Genomic DNA, 20,883 nt, shown 5'->3' on the forward strand with positions numbered 1-20,883 from the left:
AGCATCGTGTTGCTCATCCAACCGTACTCGCGGGACGATATATATATCTTGTGCGGGTGTGGTTTGTGGACATGGTGTGCGGGTGCGGGACGTCGCTTCGACGGGTTCCCGCCGGGTACCCGTAATCCAACTCCTCTCGGAACTGTACCAATGAGCTACAGGTAAGCCGCTCCCCGTTGTCACGGTTCTCGATGAGTGACGCGACCGTCTGTTTAACCTACGACTTCGACGCGGTGTCGGTGTGGATTCACACCTTCGAGGTCGGGAACGCACCGACGCAACTGTCCCGGGGGGTGTACGGCGCGTGGGTCGGCGCACCCCGACTCCTCGACCTGCACGACAGACACGGGATTCCGGCGACGTGGTTCGTCCCCGGCCACACCATCGAGAGCTTCCCCGAGCGCGTCGGCGAGGTCCACGACCGCGGCTACGACATCCAGTGTCACGGCTGGCGGCACGTCAACCCGAGCACGTTCGACAGCAAAGAGGACGAAAAGGCCGAGTACGAACGCGCGATGACGAACATCGAGGACATCACCGGTAGTCCCCCGGTCGGCTTTCGGTCCCCCGCGTGGGAGTTCTCGACGCACACGCTCGACATCCTCGACGAACTGGGCTTCGAGTGGGATTCGAGCCAGATGGGCAACGACTTCCGGCCGTACTACCTCCGGAAGAACTGGAGCGCACCGCAGGACAAGCCCTACGAAATCGGTGAGAAGAGCGACATCGTGGAGGTGCCGATATCGTGGAAACGGGCGGACTTCCCGGCGCTGATGTTCGTCTGGGAGCAGTCGATTCTGTGGGGTTTCGCCGACGAGCGGTCGGTGTTCGACCTCTGGCGGGCGCAGTTCGATTGGATGTACGAACACGTGGAAAACGGAATTTTCACGCTGGCGATGCACCCGCAAGTCATCGGGCAACCACCGCGAACGACCCGGTTGGAGGAGTTGATAGGGCACATGCGGGCGAAACCGGGCGTCGAGTTCGCGGACGTGAGCACGGTCGCGGCGGAGGTCCGGAGCGGCGACCGTGAGCCGATGGCGATGCTCGGCGACTGACCCGTCCGCCGTCGCGGACGACTGTTTTAAGAAGGTGGCTACAACCGTTTTCCCGTTGCGTCTCGATTCGTTATTCATGGCGAAGTACGTTGCACTCGTAGACATTCGAACGAGCGTTCAGAACGCCCAAGACCTCGTTTCGACGTGGGGCGACATCCGCCTCGAATTCGAGGAGTTCGGCGTCGAACTGGATGGAAGCTTTGCCGTGCTCGGCGAGTACGATTTCCTGCTCATCTTCGAAGCGCCGGACCGCGACACCGCGTTCAAGGCCGGTATCGCGGTCGAACGCCACGGGATGGACATGCAGACGATGGAAATCATCCCGATGGCCGATTTCGCGGGACTGGTCGAGGACTGACCTCTCCTCCGAAAATGATGGATAAAAACCATTTCTTCCCCGAGCGGAAAAGCATATTCTTCACCGATTCGTTCGTTCATTCATGAACGAGTCGTCCGAAGTCGCCCTCGCGTTCGATGACACCGAATTACTCCCCGCAATCGCACAGGATACCGACACCGGCGACGTGCTGATGCTGGCGTACGTCACCCCCGAAGCAATCGAGAAGACACTCGAAACCGGGTTCGCTCACTACTACTCCCGGAGTCGGGACGAACTCTGGAAGAAGGGCGGCACAAGCGGTCACGTCCAACGCGTCGCGGACGTTCGCGTCGATTGCGACGGCGACACGTTCCTCTACCGCGTCGAGCAGGAGGGCGGTGCCTGCCACACGGGCTACGAGTCCTGTTTCTACCAAACCCTCGACTCCGTGAATCGGGACGAGAAAGAATCGACCGACCCCACCGACGCGTCCGCCGTAACCGCCGAAACGACGGTCGTCGGTGAACGGGTGTTCGACCCCGACGAGGCCTATGAGTGACCCGTTGACCCGACTCCGCGACGCGGACGAGGCGTGCCGAGAAGCCAACGCCGCCGTCGCGGAGTACGGCGAGGAGTCCATCCGCGCCGTCGCCGACGCCTACGACCGCGCCACGCACCTCCTCGACCGCTACGAGGGGAAGGCGACCGGAACCGGCGACTTCCAGGCGTTCGTCCAGTTCCAAGGGCAGTTCGCCGACTTCGTGGAGAACCTTCCCGACGACTTGCCCGCGCGCGAGGCGTTCGAACGGGCTGAAAACGCCATCGACAAACGTCGGCTGAGCGAGCGCGATTTCGAAAACGGACGGAGCGCCCTTTCGCCCGCCGAAGATATCGTCGCCCTCTCGGACGAGCGAAACGAGGCCCGCAAGCGCTACCGGGACGTCCGGCACACCGTCTCACAACGGGTAACGGAACTTGAGGAGCGAATCGCGGACCTCGAACGACTCCGAGAACTCGGCGACGCCGACTTGGACGCCCCGACGGAACTGCTTCGGGAACCCATCGACGCCGCCAACGACGCCATCACCGAGGCGTTCGAATCGTTCACTCACGACGAGAACGTCCGCGAACTGATAGAATTCCTCGCCGCGACCGAACACTATCCTCTCATCGAGTTCCAACCGCCGCCGGACGAACTCCGCGCGTACCTCCTCGACAGCGACGCCGGGGACCTCACCCTCCCCGAACTGCTCGAATACGCGCACTACTCCCGGTCGAAACTCGAACACTACGTCGCCGACCCCGCGGCGCTGAAGCGTGCCGTCGCCACGAACGAGACGTACCTCGACCGTCTCGGTCCCGAACCGCTCACCATCGACTGGCCGCCCGCCGCCGCGAACGAACTCCGCTGGTGGTGCGACGAGGCGATTCGCGTCGCGGACCGCTTCGCACCGCCGGAGGCCATCACGCGGCTCCGCGAGGTGGAACGACTCACCCGCGACGACGACTTCGAACGCCTCCGCACCGCCGCACGAGCGCGCTCGGAACTCTCCAACGAGGAGCGTGACCGACTCGCCCGTGGCGACGTGACAGACGAACTCGAACGGGCGCGGGAGCGAAAAGACACGCTCTCCGACGCGCTCGACGAGTATCCCTCGCGGTAGGGTCGTTCGGGTCGAAAAAACGAACCGCGCTCAGACGTTCGCTTTGGCCGCGCGGAGCGCTGTTTCCATCTCTTCTGCGAGTTCTTCGGAGCGGTGGCGTTCGCGCGCCTCGGCGTAGATTCGAACCATCGGCTCCGTCCCGCTCGGGCGGGCGAGGACCCACGCGTCGCCGAAGTCCAGTCGGTACCCGTCGCGGGTGTTGAGTTCCGCGTTCGACTTCTCGGCCTCCCGCTCGGCGGCGGCGAGGAGCGCGTCCTGTTCCGCGTCCGTCGTGTAGGAGATGTTCGTCCGAACGTTGTGATAGCCGTTGTACGGTTCGACGATGGCGCTCGCGCGCTCGTCGGCCAGCAGTTCGAGGAACTTCGCGGCGGTGTACGCGCCGTCGCGGCTCAATCGGTAGGTCGGGAAGAAGACGCCGCCGTTGCCCTCCCCCGCGACGGGGACGGACACGCCTTGGTCCTCCAATTCTCTGATTCGCGTGATGATGTTGGTGCTTCCGATGGGCGTCAGTTCGAGCCTCGCGCCCGTCTCGTGTGCGACATCGACGAGGCGCTGTGAGACGTTGACGGCGGAGACGACGGCGTCGTCGGGTTCGAGTTGTGCGGCGGCGAGCGCGGCGAGCGTGGCGTCTCCCTCGATGTACTGGCCGTTCTCGTCGTAGAAGATGGCGCGGTCGGCGTCGCCGTCGTGTGCGATGCCGACGTCCGCGCCGCTTGCTTCGACCAACCGGCCGAGGTCGGCGAGATTTCCGGGGACGGGTTCGGGGTCACGACCCGGGAAGTGGCCGTCGGGTTGGCTGTTCGTCGTGACGACGGTACAGCCGAGTTTGCGGAAGAATTCGGGTGAGGTGAGCGACCCTGCACCGTGTCCGGGGTCGAGTGCGACGGTGAGGTTCGCGTCGGCGATTCGGTCCCTGTCGATGGATTCGAGCAGTTGGGAGACGTACCGCTCGCGGGAGTCCTCGATGAGGTGGCTGTGACCCGTCTCGCTCCAGCGAACCTCCTCGAACTTCTCGGTGAGGAACTTCTCTTCGACTCGTTCGAGGCTGCCGACGGCGAGTTCGATACCGTCGTCGCCGATGAGTTTCACGCCGTTGTACTCCGGCGGGTTGTGCGAGGCGGTTATCATCAACGCGGGAACGCCCTCGCTTTCGGCGTACGCCTGTGCGCCGGGCGTCGGAACGACGCCGAGTCGGTCCACGTCCGACCCAACGCTCGCCAACCCGCTCGCGGCGGCGTCCGCGAGCATGTCTCCCGTAGCCCGTGTATCCCGTGCCAGCGCAACTCGGTCGGTGCGCCAGACCGTCCCCGCCGCCTTCGCGATTTTGAGCACGAACTCGGGGGTTAGTTCGTCGTTGGCGACCCCTCTCGTCCCGCTCGACCCGAACACCTTCATGTGGGGGCGTGGGGTTTCTGCCTTCAAAGAGATTCCGAATACGGGTGCTACTCCGCCTCAGCGCGCTGTCCGGTGGCTGATTTCACCGGCGACTCCCAGCCGAGGACGGCGAGCGACCCGACGACGAGAACGCCGCCCGCGACCGCCAGCGCCGTGAGCGGGGAGGCGGCGTCCGAGAGCAGTCCGCTCCCGAGTTGGAAGGGGATGACGGTCAGCGAACTCACCATCGCCAGCGCGGACAGCACCGTCGCCCGTCCGAGCGTCTCGATGCGGTCGTTGACGTATTGGGACGCCAGCGAGCGGGTCGTCTCCGCGATACCGCGTGCGAACAGGAACGCCGGAATCGCCAGTACCGGGACGAAACGAAGCGTGACGAGGCCGAGGCCGACGACGAACGGAATCACGAGGAACCACGTTCGAATGCCGATTCGCTCCCGAATCGCGCCGGTGTAGTAGCTCAGTCCCGCCGAGAGGAGACTGATTGCGGCGTAGAACCAGCCGAGAATGGGTTCGACGCTTCCCTTCGGAACGCCGACCTGCGGCAGGACGGTCTCCAACACCGGTTGGACGTACATGAACACGAGGTAGGACACCGCCGAGAAGAGGACGAAGTAGTAGACGACGAAGGCCCGAAGCCGCGGATTCGAAAGCGTCTCCCGAATCACGCCGACGGCCTCCCGGACGCCGAGTTCGTCGGATTCGCTCTCCTCGTAACTCGTGGGTTCGTCCATTGCGAGCAGGACGGGGACGCCGATTCCAGTCACCCCGGCGGCGACCAGAAACGGGTAGGCGAGGTCGATGTTCCCGAGATAGCCGCCGAGTACGGACCCGACGACGCCGACCAGCAGGGCGACCGCCTGCCCGCGTCCGCGCACGTGGGCGAACCTGTCCTCCGACAAGTCGTCGGTGAGCGTATCGTAGAGCCACGCGTCGCTGCTCCCCGACCGGAAGGTGTAGCCGAACGACCAGCAGGCGTACAGCACCGCGAGTTGTGCGAAGTTCCCCGCGAAACCGATGCCCACGAGCGTCAGCGTGATGATGGTCGTCCCGATGAGGAGACTGTTCCGTCGGCCGACCCGGTCGCCGACGTATCCCGTCGGAATCTCCGAGACGAGGGTCGTGACGTTGTAAATTCCTTCGAGGATGGCGATTCCGGTGTAATCCAACCCGAGCGAGAGGAAGTAGAGATACATTATCGGCCGGTAGAACTCCACCGCCTTCGTGGACTTGTAGGCGTAGTAGAGGCCGATGTTCCGATTCGACTGCCACATACCTACTCGACCGTGCGACAGCACCGAGTTCCTTCTGCGCACTCGATTGCACATAGAACGCTGACATTTTTCACGGGGGTTTTATTCGCCCTCGCCGAACGACCGAACATGGAGGACGAGCGACCCGACCCGGCCGACGCGCTCGCCGCTATCGGCAACGAACGCCGCGTCTCGATTCTCTACGAACTCCAGCAGGCGTTCCGCGAGGGTCACTCCTCGCTCCCCTACGCCGACCTCAAACGACGGGTCGGCCTCCGCGACAGCGGTAACTTCAACTATCACCTCCAGCGCCTCGTCGGGCAGTTCGTCAGAAAATCGTCCGACGGCTACGCGCTCACCTACGCGGGCCGCAAGGTGGCGAGCGCGCTGACTGCGGGCGTGTTCACCGAGCAGGCCGACGGGACGACGCTCGACGCACCCGGAACGTGTTACGAGTGCGGGGACGCGGCGCTGTTCGCCCGTTACGAGGAGGAACGCGTCCACATCGCTTGTGAATCCTGCGGCGAGGAACTCCTGCACAACCCCTTTCCGCCAGCGCCGACGACCCGCCGCGACGACCTCCTCGACGCTTTCGAGGTGTGGACCCGCCGCTGGAACGCCCTCGCGGCCGCCGGTACCTGTCCCGAATGCGGTTCCCGGATGTCCGGCACCCTCACCGACTACCGACCCGAACTCGGTACCGGAAACGTGCCGTACCGACTCCGCGTCTCCTGTTCCGCGTGCTGGGCGATGGCGAACCTCCCCGTCGGGTGTCTCGTCCGCGACGACCCCCGAGTCGTTGGTTTTCACGCCGAACGCGGCGTCTCACTCGACGAGCGGTATCTTTGGGACCTCGACTGGGCGCTCCACCGTGACTATCTGACCGTCCTCGACGACGACCCACCCCGCCTCCGTCTCCGCATCCCTCTCGATTCCGAGGCGCTTCGATTGACCGTCGATAACGAAGGGACCGTCGTTTCGACGACCGTTAGCGAACGATGACGGTTCGTCTATCGCCCGTTCCCGACTGGTCGAGTAGCGTTCAGTAGTCGAGAAACGAGTTCAGTAGTATTCGATGCCATTTAGTATTTTTCAGTGTAAAATAGTATTTTCCAGTAGATTTTAGTACCTACGACTGACCCGAATTCGTCCGCCGCTCTCCGTTCGTTTGCCAGTTTTCGAACACAATCTGTTTACGGTGTGCTGTCATCCCACATAGCATCGCGGCGGTACCAATGATACGACTCATCGACATCGAGGTCGAACACACTATCGAGGAGTACGCGACCGATACCGTCCTTCGGGATTCGGTCCGAACGATGCAAAACGCCGTCACCGACGACGTGGCAGCGCTGGACGGGCGCACCGTCTGGATGGTGAACTCGACGGCGAGCGGCGGTGGCGTCGCCGAGATGATGCCGAAACTCGTCGGCCTCTTCCGCGCGCTCGGTATCGATGCGGAATGGGCGGTCATCGACGTGGACGAACCGGTGTTCTTCGAATTCACGAAGGGGATTCACAACCTCCTGCACGGTGCGGGCGACCCCGACCTCGTGGACCACGAGCGGTCGATCTACGAAGCGACGAGTCGCTCGGTCGCCGACGAACTCGAAGACCACATCGCACCCGAAGACGTGCTCGTCGTCCACGACCCGCAACCGCTCGCGGCGGGTTCGATGGTCGCCGACGCGCTGAACGTTCCCGCCGTCTGGCGGTGTCACATCGGTTCCGAGGAGCACTCGGAAAAATCCCGAACCGCGTGGGAGTTCCTCCGCCCGTGGATAGCCGACTACGACCGGACGGTGTTCACGCTCCCCGCGTACGTTCCCGCGTTTCTGGAAACCGAGGCCGACATCATCCCGCCCGCAATCGACCCGTTCAGCGCGAAGAACCGCCGTCTCAAGCCGCAGGAGGCCGCCACCGTTCTGGCGCGGGCGGACCTCATCGACACCGACCACCCGGTCGAGCGGTTCGACCAACCGGCGCGGCGATTACAGGCCGACGGCACGTTCGCGCCCGCGACGGACCCGGACGACATCGGCCTGCTCTTCCGTCCGACGATTTGTCAGATCTCCCGCTGGGACGGTCTCAAGGGATTCGTTCCCCTGTTGCGCGGGTTCGCCGAACTCAAACGCGACGTTCGTGAAGACGTGGACGCCTCCGTGAAGACGGCCGCGAACGGCGGCGACGATTCGACCGATTCGGAGCGCTCCGCCGCTCACCGTCAGCGAATCGAGGACGCCCGTCTCCTCCTCGTCGGTCCCGACCCTTCCTCGGTGGCGGACGACCCGGAGGGACGCCAGGCGCTCGAAAATCTGGAGGAGGAATGGCTGGCGCTCGACCCCGAGGTACGGTCCGACGTCGCCGTCGTCGTCATGCCGCCGGACCAGCACGACAGCGCGCTCGTCATCAACGCCCTCCAGCGGTGTTCCTCGGTCGTCGCCCAGAACTCGCTTCAGGAGGGATTCGGTCTCACGGTGACGGAGGCGATGTGGAAACGGGCCGTCCTGATGGGCGCGGACACCGGCGGCATCAGCGCCCAAATCCGCGACGGCGAGGACGGACGGTTGGTCCCGGACTCGGGCGACCCGGCATCGGTCGCCCGCACGCTGGACGACGTGCTCGGGTCGCCCGAGCGGTGGGACGACTGGTCCTACAGCGCCCAGCGCCACGTCACGGACACCTACCTGGTCTTCGAGCAGGTGACGCGGTGGCTCGACACGCTCGGCGAGTTGGTCGATTAGAGGAGGAACACCAGCGGGACGAACGCCACGAATCCGACGAGGACACCGGCGGACGGGTGCCACTTCGTACTCGACAGGTTTTCGCCCGCAAAACCGACGCCGACGGAAACATAGCGTACCACCCTCCGTACCGGTCGATTTCGCCCGGCCGAACCTTCCGTTCGCGGGTTTCGTCCGAACATCGTGCCCACAACAGCTATTTTCCAGTGTGAAGTACGCCTTCGTCCATGTCCGAAAAGACGCTTCACGAAGCACAAGTAACGCGCGACGAAGCGGCGGACCTCCTCGAAGATATCGCGGCCCAACTCCGCGGGAAAGGTTCCGCCGATATCGACGTCGGTAACAAGACGGTCACGCTCTCGCCGCGGAAGAAGATCGGCTACGAAATCGGCATCCGCGAGTCGTCCTCCGTGCTCCGCGGGGACCGGGAGACCGTCTCGATAAAACTCGACTGGAAACCGAAGTAGTCCGTTTCGGGAACGTCGCGCGTGAGTCGCTCGCGGATGGTTCCGAGAACTACCCGCTCACGAAGCAATGTTCGAAAAAGGTCCAGGTGCGAGAATCGAACCCGCGTCCCAGCCTCCACAAGGCTGGAGGATAGTCCACTACCCCAACCCGGACACGCATGTCGTGGTAATCGGGAGAGATTAAAATACGTTTCGGAAAGGAACGTCGCGTATGGTGGTTTCTGCCGTGTTACTCGCACTCATTCCGTCTCGGTCGTCGGATTCTCCAGTCGAAATCGACGGGTTCGGTGGCCGTCGAACCACGGACCGGGGTCGGACTCTTCGAATCCGACGTTCTCGGCGACGGCGACGATATCGGTCTCGGGTTCGGGCAGCAGTATTTCGACGGGCATCGCCTCCCGTTCCGCGAATCGAATCGGTTCGTCGAGGAGGTGTTCGCAGGCCGCCTCCGCGCCGAAGAGGTGCGTGACGTGCACCGTCTCCTCGTCGGCTTCGAACCCGACGAAGGCGTCGATTTCTCCATCCGATTCCGCCACGCGAACCGTCCGGTCGTGAACCACGTCGGCCATCACCTCGGTCGGTACGTCGGCGAGTGCCGCGAGGCGTCCCCCGTCTGCCTCTACCGCGTCTCGGACGCGCATGAGTGGCTATTCTCGCTCCCTCGCATTAACTCTTCAGCCCAGCCCAATCGTTCCCGACATACCGATTACCGATGGTTTGCGGCCGGGAGTAGCTTCATTCCCTTCGGATGCTAACGTGTGACTATGAGTGACGACCCCCGGAACGCCGACCGAACACGGTGTGATTTCTGTCGTCTGCCGTGTCCCGAGATTCCGGTATCGCTGGAGTACGGCGATACCACCTACGATTTCTGCTCGCGGACCTGCCGGGACGAGATGCGCCGAAGCGACCGCGTGTTCACGACCTACCACGGCTTTCGACAGATAAACACGGGTGTCTCGGCGCTCGACGACCACCTGCCGGAGGGATTGCCGCGGAACTCGTTCGTCCTCCTTTCCGGTGAGGGTGGAACCCGCGACAACGCCATCCAGTCGGAACTCGTCTGGCGGACGCTTCGGCGCGGCGAACCCGCCATCGTCGTCAGCTTCACCGAACCTCCGATTTCCGTCATCGAGCAGTTCCTCTCGTTGGAGTGGAACGTCCTCCCGTACCTCGAATCCGGTCTCCTACACATCCTCGATTGTTTCACGTATCGCGTCAGCGACCGCGACCGGATGTTCACTCGGATGGACGAGTGGAACCAGTTTCTCCACCGCATCGTCGCGGACGCGACGACGACGGTCCGCGACCCGAGCGACACGAGCGAACTCCAGAACAAACTCGACAACTGCCTCGAATCGCTGTCTATGAGCGACACCGGCGTCGTCGCCATCGACTCGCTGACCGAATTCGGATCCCTCGTCCAACCCGTTCGAGCGTACGATTTCGTCAAGGACATCCGAGCGGACATCTGCAAAGGCCGGTTCGTCATCGTCTTCGCGGGCGCGACGTTCACCGGGGAAGAGGACGCCTTTCCCCACGACATGGCCTACGTCATCGACGGAATCATCGACTTGCAGTTGGACGGATCGATAATCGAGGACGTGCTCATCAAACGGGTTCGCATCCGGAAGATGAACGGCGTCCTCACGATTCCCGAGTGGGTCGCCTACGAGTACACCGGGGGTAACGGACTCGTCGCGTTCGACCCGATGGATGAACTCGAAAAGGCGGGTAACTTCGTGGGCGAATCCCCGGAGATAGCGTCGGAAAATCGGTCCTCCGCCGATTCCGGCGGAGGGTCGGCCGACGAAACCGACGTCCCCGGGGAGTCCGGCGAATCAAATCTGGACGAGTGACCCCGGTCGGGAATCCTCTCCCTTCAGCGCGGGGAGAGCATCAATTGGCTCCTTCGAAGACTGCGTACCCGACTGCTTCCGTGGCGTGACTCGTCTCCTCGTCACCACTCTGTTCTTCTTCGACTTTGACTTCGACGCCGGTCCCCGTCAGGTTCCGGTAGCGAAGTTCCGCCGTATCCAACCCGTGGAACGTCTGCATGTCCGCGATGAACTGCGGCGAGTCGTACTGTTGCTGGAAGTCGATACGATACCACTCGTCCGTCACGGACATCCCGGTCCGCCCCACTTCGAACGGCTCACCGTCGAGCCGCCCCGTCGCTTGTTCCAGTGCGATGTATCCGACCGTTTCGGTCACGTGTCCGTTGAGGCCGCTCTCCTCCTGTACTCGCACGTCGAACGACCCCTGTGATACCTCCCTCACTCGCGTGACTATCGGGTTGGACCCGTTGAACGTCTGTGATTTCGTGAGCACGACCGGTTGCGCGTCGAAGAAATCGCCCAGCGAAACGGTACTGAAGCTATCGTTCACTGTCACGGTTCCGGCTGTCACCGAATACGTGCTCCCGTCGCCCAACGGTACCTCTCGTTCGGTCGGTTGCACCGCGAGCATGTGGGCCGTTTCGGTCGTGTGTGTTCCGCCCAAGTACTCCCACTCTTCGAGTTTGTACTGGAAGCTTCCGTCCCCGACGTTCCGCAGACGGGTGTGACACGGTTCACCCCCGTTGTACGAGAGCGGTTTCATGACCACGACCCGCGTCTCCGGAACGCCCGTCTCGGCATTCCACCACGTGTCCTCCTCCGGTTGGTTCGTGGTGAACGACTTCGTTGCGAGGGTCGTTCCCGGTGTGAACGGTTCCCCGTCCACCGTCCACGTCGCCGGACCGCTCCCTTGCGTCGACTCGATACCGCCCGTCACGTAAAACGCGTACACTTCACCGGGCGGTATTGTTCCCTTGGCCTGCGTCGAGTTCGGGACCCGTCGCGCCGACAGCGGCCGTGCCCATCCCATGTTCACCGTCGCGCCGTCATCCCCGCTCGGGAGAACGAGATCGCCTCCCTCGATTTCGAAGGTCGATTCCGAACTGTTACCCGTGTTATCGATGCGAACGACTTTCGCCGACTGCATCGGGACCTCCCCGAGCGGCGGCGGACTCGGCAGTGCGGGTTCCGTAACCGGTGGGTCGGGGTCCCCATCGATGGTCATCCGGTTTTGCACGTACGACGAGTTGGTCGCCGCTCCGGTGCCGCCGAGGACACCGGAAACCGTTCCCCACGTGTCCGGCTCTTCGCCGATGAACACCGCGTACTCCGAATCGTGGTCGTTGCGCACGTGGACGTTCTGGAGTCGGAGGGACTCGAGGTTCACCGGACTCCCGTCGTTCATCTGCCCCTCGTAGGTGTAGATGGCGTCGTGGTTCTTGGTCGAATCGTAGCTGATGCGGACTCTCGATACGATGATATTCTGACACGGGTGCGGTGCCGTGATCGCTCCGCCGCAACTCGACGAGGGGTATCGGTGATAGAAGTCGCTGTTGACGACGACGAGCGTCCCGTTGTAGCTGTCGATTCCCTCCGAGAGGTCGGTCGGAACGGTCGCCTCGCTGTTCACGCCGCGCTGTAGCGACCCGTTCGACCACGCTTGTCGCGCGTGCTGTGCGTCCTTTATCGAGACGGTGTTGTTCACCTCGGAGTTTCCGCCGAGACGCATGCCGTTTTGCGTGTTGCGGAAAAAGCAGTTGTACACCTTCACCGCTCCCGCGGGTTTCTTCGCGTATATCGTGTTCTCGGCCCACTGCTCGAACCAACAGCGGTTGAACAGCAGTTTCCCGCTCCCGGACTCGATCAGCACCGCCCGTCGGTTGCTCGCTTCGTCGGGTTCACACGCCCCTTCGTGGAAGTAACAATCCTGTACGAGTCCGCGGGTTCCGGCGTCCGCCGACAACCGGAAGTATGTGCGCGCATCGCTCGAATCGTTCGACCCGACGTTCGTGTCGGTGGCGGCGCGAACCTTTCCGCGGGTCACGAGCCGTTTGAGTTCCCAGTTCCCCGAGTTGGAGTTCATCCGAACGAACGGTGGGACCTCCGTGTTCCGCATGTCGAGTTCGAATCCGTCCAAGACGAACCCCCTCGAAGACACCTCCAACCACCGCACGTCGTCGCCGGACCGTCCGGGAACGAGTCGCGCGCCGTTCGGCGCGACGAGTTCGAGATCGTCCATGCCGGAGGGGACGACGAGTTCGTTGAGGCGGTAGGTTCCCGACGGGAAGATGATGGTCGTATCGCTACCCACGAGGTCGTCGAGAACCGAATCGATCGCCGTGTCCCCGGTATTATCGGCACCCTCCTCCACGATATCGTAGGTCGGCATTCAGCGCCCCTCCTTCGACCGCCGCCCGATGAAATGTTCTCGCGTTGCAACGAGGGTTCGGTCCACGATATCGGATGCTTGTGTGCTTCCGTTACTGATTTCTCCGTGGCGCATGCTTCGTACAAAAACTGGATTCACTATTGTTATGGATTACCTGAAGATTGAATATTGGATTCAGGAACGTCATAACAATACTAAAAACGGTTGTTTTTATACTCGAATAATGTCTGGAGAATCACCACCGCGAACGGGCACTGACCGACGAACGTTCCTGAAAACCGTCGGTATTACGATAGGTGTCGCAAGCTACGGGAGTACCGTCTCCGTCGCTGGCGATGGCACGGGTGGACGGGAAAACGGCTGGAACGGACCTCGGTCCGGCCCGGGTAGGGCGGGAGCGACCGGCGATAGCGGTCCCGCCCCGTTTCCCACACTCGACTGGAAGATGGACTTGGACGGCGGTATGTACCACGTCGAACCCGTCGTCGCCGATGATGTCGTGTACCTCGCCGCGACGACGAACAACACCCCCGGGGAACGGTCCGGCTATCTCGGCGCGTACGATATCGAAACCGGCGACAGACGGTGGAAGCGCACCGATGTCTTCAGTCCGAAGACCCCCGCGACCGACGGCGAACGGCTCTATTTTTCCACACACACCTCGGAGGAAGCCGACGGGGACGGGTTATATGCGCTGGACGCCGAGTCGGGGGCGACGACGTGGAAGCGGACGGACCACGACGTGTGGTCCCCGCCCGTCGTCGCGGGCGACCGGCTATTCACGTCGAACCGCGATGGTACGTACGCCTTCGACCGCGAAAACGGCGAAATCGTGTGGAAGACCAATGGTGTCAGCGGACTCGCGAAGGACGTCGGCGATGCCCTGAGTTACGCTGACGAAACGGTCTTCGTGAGCGACGGAAACGCGCTCGACGCGACGGACGGGTCGGTGAAGTGGCGTACGCCCCAGGACGACGCGACCCTCGGCACGCCCGCGACGAACGGCGAGATGGTGTACTACACTCAAACCGATTACATCGCCGCCGATGACACGACCGTCAAGATAGAAGCTCGGTCGTCCGACACCGGGGAGGTCGAGTGGACGTACGAATCCAAAGGTGACAACAGGTGGGACGGCCGTCCTGCCATCACCGACAGTCACGTCTTTTTGGTCGATTTGGACGCCGAATCGACTCTTCGAGCGCTCGATGCGGATTCCGGCGAAACGGCATGGGAGACGGAACTACAGGGACGGTTCCTCAGCAGTCCTGTCGTGGGTGACGAGACGGTATATTTGGGCTCCCGGTACGCGCCGAAGTTGAACCCGGCGGCCGGTAGCGGACTCGTTCACGCCGTCGATAGCGCGACCGGCGACCTGCGGTGGTCGTGTCTGCTCGACAACGACGGCTTGGAAACGTCGCCGGAAGACGCTCCGGCCGCAGGGGAACCCGTCGTTACCGATGGCAAACTGTACGCCGTGACGTATCCAGCCAACGCGACGCTCGATTACAAGTACACCTACTACTCGAACTTCTTCGTCCTCGGGCCGTGCGACCGGCGACCGGACGGCGACGAGCGACTTCCGTCCGATGGCCCCGACGGAGGGGACGACTTCCCGCCGCTCGACGTGTGTATCGATGTCGTATCGAATCTCGATTTAGATTCCTTGGATGTCGGGGATATCGTTCGACTCGCCGCTTCCTGTTCGACCGGGCGAGAACTGGAGTTCGCGTGGGACATCGACGGTGACGGTCAGTACGAGGAGTCCGGTTCGGTAGTCTCGGCTACCATCCCGACGTGCGGGTCGCTGACGGTGGAACTGAAAGTCACGGATGCGAACGGTGCCACCGACACGGCGACCGTTCGACTCTCTACGAACTGAGTCTTCGTCACCGACCGTTCGACTCTCTACGAACTGAGTCTTCGTCACCGACCGTTCGACCTGCCGAGGTTGGCGTCGGGGTCTCCGAACCGCCCCGATACTGTCAGCGGAATAACTGGCAGAAATTCTTGACATGCAAGCAGTTATCTGGCCGCCGTTGCAATGCCACCCCATGAATTACCGACCACGGACGGTGGTTCGGTGCGCGTAGTCGCCAAGTTCGGAGGCACCAGCCTCGGGAGCGGTGACCGCATCAACCGTGCCGCAGATTCAGTAGCAGCAGCCGTCGAAGCAGGACACGAAATCGCCGTCGTCGCCAGCGCGATGGGCAACACGACCGACGAACTCCTCGACGAAATCCACTTCGACGCGGACGAACCCGACCGCGCCGAAATCGTCAGCATGGGCGAGCGCACGAGCGTCCGCATGCTCAAGGCCGCCCTGTCCGCGCGCGGCGTGGACGCGATGTTTCTCGAACCCGGCAGCGAGCAGTGGCCCGTCATCACCGACAAGCGCGGGGAAGTCAACGTCGAGGCGACGAAGGAACGCGCCGCCGAACTCGCGTCGGAGTTGGACGGCATCGTTCCCGTCATCACCGGATTCCTCGCCGAGAATGAGGAGGGCGGCGTGACGACGCTCGGCCGCGGCGGCAGCGACACGACGGCCGTGATGCTCGGCACCTACATGGACGCCGACGAAGTGGTCATCGTCACCGACGTGGAGGGCGTCATGACCGGCGACCCGAGCGTCGTGGAAGGCGCGCGGAACGTCGGCGAAATCACGGTGGACGAACTCCGAAACCTCTCGTTCCGCGGAGCGGAGGTCGTCGCGCCGTCGGCGCTCTCGTACAAGGACGACAACCTACACGTTCGCGTCGTCCACTACCAGCACGGCGACCTGCTGGCCGGCGGGACGAACGTCACGGGACAGTTCGAGAACCTCATCGACATGCGCGAGTCGCCGCTTTCCTGCATGACCTTGGCGGGACGTGCGATTCGAAACCGCCCCGGCATCCTCGCCGACCTCTCCACCGCGCTCGGAACGGGCAACATCAACATCGACGCGGTGGCGAGCGGCATGGACAGCATCACGTTCTACGTGGACACGGAGGAGGCCGAACGCGCCGAGAACATCCTTCATCAGGAAGTCATCGACGAGGAATCGCTCTCCAGCGTGACGGTGGACGACCCCATCGCCGTGATTCGGGTGACGGGCGGCGAACTCCCGAACGAACCGGGAATCATCCACGAACTCGTGGACCCCATCGCGGAAGCGCACATCAACATCCACGACCTCATCACCAGCGCGACCAGCGTCGCCCTGTTCGTGGACTGGGACGACAGGGAACAGACCCTCGAAATCCTTCAGAACCACTTCCAGCAGTAGGGACGATCACCATCGGACGGTCGGTGTTGTGTTTCCGTCCGTGACGTTCGTTCACCGCTCGCGTCGTTTTTCCGCCGATTCGATACTCACATGTCGCATGGAAACGTACAGCATGGGTCCGGACCGGACCGACTTGCTTCTACCCCACTCGCTCCCACCCGACCTCTCCCCCGTTCCCGCGCACCTCTCGACACAAACTTTACGCGGGAGTCCGAACCGGCCGAACATGAACCGCGAGCGCTCACGAAACCTGTACGACCGCGCGCTGTCAGTGACGCCGGGCGGCGTCAACTCGCCCGTTCGGGCCGTCCGACCGTATCCCTTCTTCGTCGAACGCGGCGACGGTGCACACGTCATCGACGCGGACGGGAACAAGTACATCGACTACGTGATGGGCTACGGGCCGCTCCTGTTGGGCCACGACCTGCCACAACCGGTGCAGTCGGCCGTCCAATCTCAACTCGCCGACGGGCCGATGTACGGCGCGCCGACGGAAGTCGAGGTGGAACTCGCCGAATTCGTCACCCGCCACGTCCCGAGCGTCGAGATGATTCGGTTCGTCAACAGCGGGACGGAGGCGACCTCTTCCGCCGTGCGCCTCGCCCGCGGCTACACCGGGCGCGACAAAATCGTCGTCATGCAGGGCAGCTATCACGGCGCACAGGAATCGACGCTCGTGCAGGGCACCGCCGGGATGGCTTCGGAGCCGAGCTCGAACGGAATTCCGCCCGCGTTCGCCGAGGAGACCATCACGCTCCCGTTCAACGACGCCGACGCGGCCCGCGAACTCTTCGAGGAGCGCGGCGACGAAATCGCCTGCGTCCTCACCGAGCCGATTCTGGGCAACTGCGCCAGCGTGCCGCCGGTCGATGGGTATCTGGAGACCCTCCGCGAGCTGACGGAGGACCACGGCTCCCTGCTCATCTTCGACGAGGTGATGACCGGGTTCCGCATCGGCGGGTTGCAGTGTGCACAGGGCAAGTTCGGCATCACGCCCGACCTGACGACGCTCGCCAAGGTCATCGGCGGCGGGTTCCCGGTCGGTGCCATCGGCGGCCGCGCGGATATCATCGAGCAGTTCGCGCCGACCGGCGACGTGTTTCAGGCGGGCACCTACTCCGGCCATCCGCTCTCGCTGACCGCCGGACTGGAAACGCTCCGCTACGCCGCGAAAAACGACGTGTACGACCACGTTCGGTCGCTCGGCGACCAACTCCGCGCGGGGCTGACCGACATCCTCGAAGACCGCGCGCCGGAGTACACCGTCGTCGGCACGGACAGCATGTTCAAAGTCATCTTCACGCGCGACGGCCCCCGCGACTTGGAGGGCCAGTGTGCGGCCGGATGCAGTCAGGACCCCGACTGTCCTCGCTTCGAGTACTGTCCGAAGGACAAGGGCGACGTGAACCGCGCCGAAACCGAACGCTGGGAGCGACTGTTCTGGCCCGCGATGCTCGACCAAGGGGTCTTCCTCACGGCCAATCAGTTCGAATCGCAGTTCATCAGCTACGCTCACACCGAGGAGGACATCGAGCAGACGCTGGAGGCGTACAAGGACGCGCTGTAACGGCCGCCGAACCGGACGAGACCCCCTCTACTCGACGGACTCGCTGCCTGACGAGACTCCCGACCTAACAGACAACCCTCGACGACTCCGACGATTCTTTCTCCGGACGGGGACGTTTGAGAGACGACATTCGTTTTATCCCTCCGTCCCAAGTGACGAACAGATGCAACGCCCAAAACTCTCCGGCGACCGGGTACAGTCGCGCTGGTGGTACTGGATTGCGGCGGTGCCGGTGGTGTTCGTCTTCTGGGTCGTGACGGTCGCGTGGGTCGCGTTCGCCATCTCGCTGGAACCGAACATCCTCCCCTCGACGTACGACTCGCCCATCGTCCACGCCGCTCTCGTCTCGTTGGTCGCGGTCGGCATCCCCTTCGCCGTCCTCATCGCCGTGTTTCCGTTCGCGGTGTTTCAAGACACGCAGGCGATACACCGCGCCGAACAGGGCTGGAAACCGCCGAGCGGAAACTACGCGCTCACCGGCCTCCTCGGACTGGCCGCCGCGGTCGTCGTCTGGCTGTTGACGAGCGATATCTCGTCCGCGGTCATCGCCGGATTCGTCCTGAGCGTCCCCTTCGCGCTGTACTACCTCCGCGAACGCCACGACAACCTCGGCGTTCCGTGACCGGGAACGGCGCTCAGATATCGCCCGTCTCGAGCGGGTCCGCGGCACGCGCGGCGGCGAGCTCCGCCAACACTTCTTCCGTCGTCATCTCCGTGTCCGCGTAAGGGTCGGTCACTGCCGCGAACGGCTCCGCGTCGTCGAGAGTTGCGGCGCGCTCGACGGCGCGCGCCATTCGTCCGCCGAAGATGGCTTTCAGCCGCTCCGCCGCCGTTTCGGGCGAAACCCACTCGTAGCCGTCGTGCTCATCGTTCAGGACTATCTCCGTCTCGTCCGTTTCGCATCGGTAGACGAGCGTCACGACCGGATTTCCGGTTTCGGCGTCCACCCATCCGCCGTACGCCGCATCGACTGGTGGTCCGATTCTGGCGTCCACGTCGAGTTCCTCCCGTAGTTCGCGCCGAAGTCCGCCGACGAGCGTTTCGCCGTACTCGAATCGGCCTCCCGGGGGTTCCCAGTGGTCCGCTACTTTCGTCACCAGCACGTTCCCGTTCGGGCCGAAGAGGACGGCTTTCTGCGTGATTTGACCGACGTACTGTTCGCGTTCGTTCGTCATACGATACGTCAGTTACAAACAACTATCACTCTGCTGTTCGACGAATCGTTGCCTCAACCGCGGTTATCGCCAGCGAAACGGGAAAGAGGGTGGTACGGAGACAGTTGGTTGGGACCCTGTCGAACTCCGTACCGAGTATCGTTTCGAACTACCTCGGTATAACCTTACTGTGATTATTCGGGTGAATGATGGAATGAATTACCATTTCAAAATACCGTTTTCGTCGAATGAAGTCCTTCCAGTGTGCCGGTTTTTCGCCTCACAGCTCCGACCTGACGCTTCTTTCTCGAAGTGAAGAATCTCCATACGGTAAGGGACCGAATTATATGTTATTTTACTAGTGACATTCATACGCACGAAGGGTCTAAACGAATAGGTGAAACAAACCTGTCAAACGAATCAAATGGACAGGAAAGGAACTGACTTATGAGCGGCGTCAAAACATCGCAGACGGCACCGGCGGCGACCGGTAGCATGGTTGGGACCCATGAAGGACGTATCTAATCACCAGCAGGCAGTCGAATTGCTCCAGCAACTCGGATTGAAAGAGTACGAGGCGAAATGTTTGGTCGCGTTGACACGCATTCCGCAGGGAACGGCGAAGGAGATAAGCGAAATTTCGGAGGTTCCTCGGACGCGCGTCTACGACGCGATTCGTGCGCTCGAAACCCAAGGACTCGTCGAGGTTCAACACTCGAATCCACAGCAGTTTCGATCTGTTTCGGTAGAGGAGGCGGCCGAGACGCTCCGCCAAGAGTACGAATCGCGGACCGAAACCCTCGTCGAGACGATGAGCGATATCGAGCCAGTGGAACCGGGCGCCGAGGAGGACGCGACGCACGAAGTCTGGGCTCTGGCCGGGACCGAGCCGATTCGAACGCGGACGCAGGAACTCATCGAGGAGGCCACGGACGAGATTCTCCTCATCGTCGGTCACGAAAAGTCCATCACCGACGACCTCATCGAACGATTACGGGTGGCTCACACGTCCGGAATCGACGTTCTCATCGGCACATCGAACGAGACGTTACGCGAGTTCATCCAGGAGCAACTCCCCGACGCAACCGTCTTCGTCTCCGGATTGGAGTGGCTGGACACGTCGCCGGTCGACCCCGACGACGATGCGGTAATCAGTCGGCTCCTGCTCGTCGACGGACGCACGATTCTGATCAGTTCCGAACGGGGAATCACGATCGACGAAACCGATAGCGAAAAAGCGGTCTTCGGGCGCGGGTTCGACAACGGTATCGTGATCATCGCCCGCCGATTGATGGCGACGGGATTAGGGACAGCCGGTAGTCTACCGATGGCCGACGAACGGTGACGGCGCTCGGGGGGATAGTTCCGCTACCGCCGTCGATATTCTTCGATATTTCATTCGTCCCCCGGCGACCCGTCCCATCGGGCGGTCACTTCCCCGTTACTCCGGACAGTGACCCGACAGTCGTCGTACGTGAACGAAACCCTATTGAGGGTGTCGAACCGGCTCGCTATCTCCGGGTCGATGATTTGGTCTATTGCTTCCGGGTCTATGTGCTCGTACAGCGGGGCGAGTTCGTTTGCATCGCTGTTCTTTACGTCGCTGATTACCTCGGCGACGGCGATGCTCGGTGCCACGGAGGTCCAATCGTACCGTCTCACCTCGACGATTTCTTCGGTATCATCGGTATCGGCCGATGATTCCTCTCCACTCATTACTATGTGCCACTACACGGTTCCTTGTTATAAACATAGTGTGATGATGTGAGT

Annotated in this window: 20 protein-coding genes and 1 tRNA gene; 13 read left to right on the top strand and 8 right to left on the bottom strand. The window is 62.6% G+C overall.

Annotation, left to right across the window (positions count from 1 at the left end; all coding sequences use genetic code 11):
- Positions 1-191: 191 nt before the first annotated feature.
- The 4 genes from B208_RS0111550 (at position 192) to B208_RS0111565 (ending at position 3,041) form a co-directional block, all read left to right on the top strand.
- Positions 192-1,058: a polysaccharide deacetylase family protein gene (locus B208_RS0111550; RefSeq protein WP_007982207.1), complete on the top strand. Its 867-nt coding sequence runs from the start codon at positions 192-194 to the stop codon at positions 1,056-1,058.
- Between the two features lie 76 nt (positions 1,059-1,134).
- Positions 1,135-1,416, top strand: a complete 282-nt coding sequence (locus B208_RS0111555; RefSeq protein WP_007982209.1) for a GYD domain-containing protein — start codon at positions 1,135-1,137, stop codon at positions 1,414-1,416.
- A gap of 82 nt (positions 1,417-1,498) precedes the next feature.
- Positions 1,499-1,936: a phosphoribosyl-AMP cyclohydrolase gene (gene hisI / locus B208_RS0111560; protein ID WP_007982211.1), complete on the top strand. Its 438-nt coding sequence runs from the start codon at positions 1,499-1,501 to the stop codon at positions 1,934-1,936.
- Positions 1,929-3,041 (top strand): DUF7118 family protein, encoded by a 1,113-nt coding sequence (locus B208_RS0111565; RefSeq protein WP_007982213.1) that lies wholly within the window; start codon positions 1,929-1,931, stop codon positions 3,039-3,041. The genes hisI and B208_RS0111565 overlap by 8 nt, the downstream gene beginning before the upstream one ends.
- 30 nt (positions 3,042-3,071) lie before the next feature.
- Here the strand turns inward: B208_RS0111565 and glmM are convergent, their stop codons facing one another.
- Both glmM and B208_RS0111575 read right to left on the bottom strand, forming a co-directional pair.
- The gene (gene glmM, locus B208_RS0111570; RefSeq protein ID WP_007982215.1) at positions 3,072-4,436 is read right to left on the bottom strand and encodes a phosphoglucosamine mutase; all 1,365 of its coding nucleotides are present in this window, start codon (positions 4,434-4,436) and stop codon (positions 3,072-3,074) included.
- A 47-nt stretch (positions 4,437-4,483) separates the two neighbouring features.
- Positions 4,484-5,707: an MFS transporter gene (locus B208_RS0111575; RefSeq protein ID WP_007982217.1), complete on the bottom strand. Its 1,224-nt coding sequence runs from the start codon at positions 5,705-5,707 to the stop codon at positions 4,484-4,486.
- Between the two features lie 108 nt (positions 5,708-5,815).
- Here B208_RS0111575 and B208_RS0111580 point away from each other — a divergent pair, with 108 nt between their 5' ends.
- Positions 5,816-6,688: a DUF7351 domain-containing protein gene (locus B208_RS0111580; protein ID WP_007982219.1), complete on the top strand. Its 873-nt coding sequence runs from the start codon at positions 5,816-5,818 to the stop codon at positions 6,686-6,688.
- 233 nt (positions 6,689-6,921) lie between these two features.
- A complete protein-coding gene (locus tag B208_RS0111585) occupies positions 6,922-8,430 on the top strand; it encodes a glycosyltransferase (RefSeq protein WP_007982221.1) in 1,509 nt (502 codons plus the stop codon).
- Here the strand turns inward: B208_RS0111585 and B208_RS24935 are convergent.
- Positions 8,427-8,552 (bottom strand): hypothetical protein, encoded by a 126-nt coding sequence (locus tag B208_RS24935; RefSeq protein ID WP_007982224.1) that lies wholly within the window; start codon positions 8,550-8,552, stop codon positions 8,427-8,429. The genes B208_RS0111585 and B208_RS24935 overlap by 4 nt on opposite strands.
- Before the next feature lie 105 nt (positions 8,553-8,657).
- On the opposite strand from B208_RS24935, the gene B208_RS0111595 reads away from it, so the two are divergent.
- Positions 8,658-8,897, top strand: a complete 240-nt coding sequence (locus B208_RS0111595) for an amphi-Trp domain-containing protein (protein ID WP_007982226.1) — start codon at positions 8,658-8,660, stop codon at positions 8,895-8,897.
- Positions 8,898-8,977: 80 nt separating this feature from the next.
- On the opposite strand, the gene B208_RS0111600 is transcribed toward B208_RS0111595, so the two are convergent.
- Positions 8,978-9,050: transfer RNA gene (locus B208_RS0111600), tRNA-His, on the bottom strand.
- 86 nt (positions 9,051-9,136) lie between these two features.
- Positions 9,137-9,538: a hypothetical protein gene (locus B208_RS0111605; protein ID WP_007982228.1), complete on the bottom strand. Its 402-nt coding sequence runs from the start codon at positions 9,536-9,538 to the stop codon at positions 9,137-9,139.
- 123 nt (positions 9,539-9,661) lie between these two features.
- Here B208_RS0111605 and B208_RS0111610 point away from each other — a divergent pair, with 123 nt between their 5' ends.
- On the top strand, positions 9,662-10,756 hold the full coding sequence (locus B208_RS0111610; RefSeq protein ID WP_007982229.1) for an ATPase domain-containing protein: 1,095 nt from the start codon (positions 9,662-9,664) through the stop codon (positions 10,754-10,756).
- Positions 10,757-10,796: 40 nt separating this feature from the next.
- Here B208_RS0111610 and B208_RS0111615 read toward each other — a convergent pair whose 3' ends face one another.
- Positions 10,797-13,124 carry a hypothetical protein gene (locus B208_RS0111615; RefSeq protein WP_007982230.1) on the bottom strand — a complete coding sequence of 776 codons (2,328 nt, stop codon included), beginning with the start codon at positions 13,122-13,124 and terminating at the stop codon, positions 10,797-10,799.
- Positions 13,125-13,347: 223 nt separating this feature from the next.
- Here B208_RS0111615 and B208_RS0111620 point away from each other — a divergent pair, with 223 nt between their 5' ends.
- The 4 genes from B208_RS0111620 (at position 13,348) to B208_RS0111635 (ending at position 18,581) form a co-directional block, all read left to right on the top strand.
- Positions 13,348-15,006, top strand: coding sequence for an outer membrane protein assembly factor BamB family protein (locus B208_RS0111620; protein ID WP_232423781.1), 1,659 nt, complete (start codon positions 13,348-13,350; stop codon positions 15,004-15,006).
- A gap of 201 nt (positions 15,007-15,207) precedes the next feature.
- A complete protein-coding gene (locus B208_RS0111625; protein ID WP_007982232.1) occupies positions 15,208-16,392 on the top strand; it encodes an aspartate kinase in 1,185 nt (394 codons plus the stop codon).
- A gap of 226 nt (positions 16,393-16,618) precedes the next feature.
- On the top strand, positions 16,619-17,959 hold the full coding sequence (hemL, locus tag B208_RS0111630; protein ID WP_007982233.1) for a glutamate-1-semialdehyde 2,1-aminomutase: 1,341 nt from the start codon (positions 16,619-16,621) through the stop codon (positions 17,957-17,959).
- A gap of 163 nt (positions 17,960-18,122) precedes the next feature.
- On the top strand, positions 18,123-18,581 hold the full coding sequence (locus B208_RS0111635; protein WP_007982235.1) for a hypothetical protein: 459 nt from the start codon (positions 18,123-18,125) through the stop codon (positions 18,579-18,581).
- A 13-nt stretch (positions 18,582-18,594) separates the two neighbouring features.
- Here the strand turns inward: B208_RS0111635 and B208_RS0111640 are convergent, their stop codons facing one another.
- Positions 18,595-19,134 carry an NUDIX domain-containing protein gene (locus B208_RS0111640; protein WP_007982236.1) on the bottom strand — a complete coding sequence of 180 codons (540 nt, stop codon included), beginning with the start codon at positions 19,132-19,134 and terminating at the stop codon, positions 18,595-18,597.
- Positions 19,135-19,621: 487 nt separating this feature from the next.
- Between B208_RS0111640 and B208_RS0111645 the strand changes: the two genes are divergently transcribed.
- Complete coding sequence (locus B208_RS0111645; RefSeq protein WP_026177819.1) at positions 19,622-20,458, top strand: TrmB family transcriptional regulator; 837 nt, start codon at positions 19,622-19,624, stop codon at positions 20,456-20,458.
- Positions 20,459-20,508: 50 nt separating this feature from the next.
- Here the strand turns inward: B208_RS0111645 and B208_RS0111650 are convergent, their stop codons facing one another.
- A complete protein-coding gene (locus B208_RS0111650) occupies positions 20,509-20,829 on the bottom strand; it encodes a HalOD1 output domain-containing protein (protein ID WP_007982239.1) in 321 nt (106 codons plus the stop codon).
- Between the last annotated feature and the right edge of the window lie 54 nt (positions 20,830-20,883).

This window comes from Haladaptatus paucihalophilus DX253 (assembly GCF_000376445.1).
Taxonomy (GTDB): domain Archaea; phylum Halobacteriota; class Halobacteria; order Halobacteriales; family Haladaptataceae; genus Haladaptatus; species Haladaptatus paucihalophilus.